The organism is Streptomyces sp. AcH 505 (assembly GCF_000818175.1).
Lineage (GTDB): Bacteria > Actinomycetota > Actinomycetes > Streptomycetales > Streptomycetaceae > Streptomyces.
This window is the reverse complement of the sequence record NZ_JTIY01000002.1, coordinates 57388-58269: the sequence shown is the minus strand read 5'-3', so window position 1 is coordinate 58269 and position 882 is coordinate 57388. Positions and strand designations below refer to the sequence as shown.

Annotated in this window: 1 protein-coding gene; it reads left to right on the top strand. The window is 71.5% G+C overall.

Annotation, left to right across the window (positions count from 1 at the left end; genetic code table 11):
- On the top strand, positions 1 to 882 hold an 882-nt coding region (locus HY68_RS45695; RefSeq protein ID WP_241778888.1), incomplete at both ends, for an ATP-binding protein.

Sequence of the window (882 nt, the reverse complement as noted above, 5' to 3'; positions counted from 1 at the left end):
CCAGCTGATGACGAAGACGCTTCCCGACGCGCTCGACGGGCTGCGCCAGGGCAGTTCGGCCGACACGGTGCTCGGCAGGCTCGAAGCGCCCGCCGATCCCCGGTTGCGGGTGCTGCTGGAGACGCTGGTCAGGGAGTTCGCGGTCAGTGAGCGGCGCGCGATGGCGGCGCAGGCGGCCAGCGCCAAGGCGCTCAGCCGGGTGCAGGCGAAGGCGGTGAGCATGCTCGCCGATCTGCGCGAGATGCAGGACCGTTACGGCGAAGAGGTGTTCGGTGATCTGCTGAAGCTCGATCACAACACCTCGCAGTTGGGGCTGCTCACCGACCGGCTCGCGCTGCTGATGGGCGGCCGGGCCTCGCGCGCCTGGAACAAGCCGATCGGGATGGAGTCCATCCTGCGCGGCGCCGTCGGCCGGATCGCCGCGTACCGGCGGGTGCGGCTGCACTGCTCCAGCGACGCCGCGATCGTCGGGTTCGCCGCCGAGGGTGTGATGCACCTGCTGGCCGAACTCATGGACAACGCGGCCAACTTCTCCCCGCCCATCGACGAGGTGCATGTCTACGTCGAGGAGCGCACCGCCGGCATCGTGGTGACCATCGAGGACAGCGGTCTGAAGATGGCCGACGCGGCGATGCGCCGGGCCGAGGAGTCCGTGTCGGGCCGCTCCAACGACCTGGCGACACTGCGCGGGACCCGGCTGGGGCTCGCCGTGGTCGGCAGGCTGGCGGCCAAGTACCGGACGAACGTGAGCTTCCGGCCGTCCTCACGCGGCGGCACGGGCGTGGTCGTCCTGATCCCGCCGCAGCTGCTCGCCCAGCAGCGGGGCGGCACGGCCGAGCAGTACCTGCGGCCCCCGGCCGCCGAGGCAGTGGAGGTAGCCGT